Origin of the sequence: Arthrobacter sp. LAR12-1-1.1 (assembly GCF_040676555.1) — a bacterium.
Taxonomy (GTDB): Bacteria; Actinomycetota; Actinomycetes; order Actinomycetales; family Micrococcaceae; genus Arthrobacter.
The window spans coordinates 1-261 of record NZ_JBEGIG010000061.1; the positions used below are offsets into that span (position 1 = coordinate 1).

Genomic DNA, 261 nt, shown 5'->3' on the forward strand with positions numbered 1-261 from the left:
TCGGGTCTAGATCACGCCACTGCAACGCCCTATTCAGACTCGCTTTCGCTACGGCTTCCCCACACGGGTTAACCTCGCGACGTAACACTAACTCGCAGGCTCATTCTTCAAAAGGCACGCCGTCACAGCTACAAGGCTGCTCCGACGGATTGTAAGCACACGGTTTCAGGTACTGTTTCACTCCCCTCCCGGGGTACTTTTCACCTTTCCCTCACGGTACTGGTCCGCTATCGGTCATTAGGGAGTATTTAGGCTTATCAG

At 54.0% G+C, this 261-nt stretch carries 1 rRNA gene; it reads right to left on the bottom strand.

Annotated elements, in window-relative coordinates:
* Positions 1-261 (bottom strand): 23S ribosomal RNA (locus tag MRBLAR12_RS21050); the annotation flags it as partial.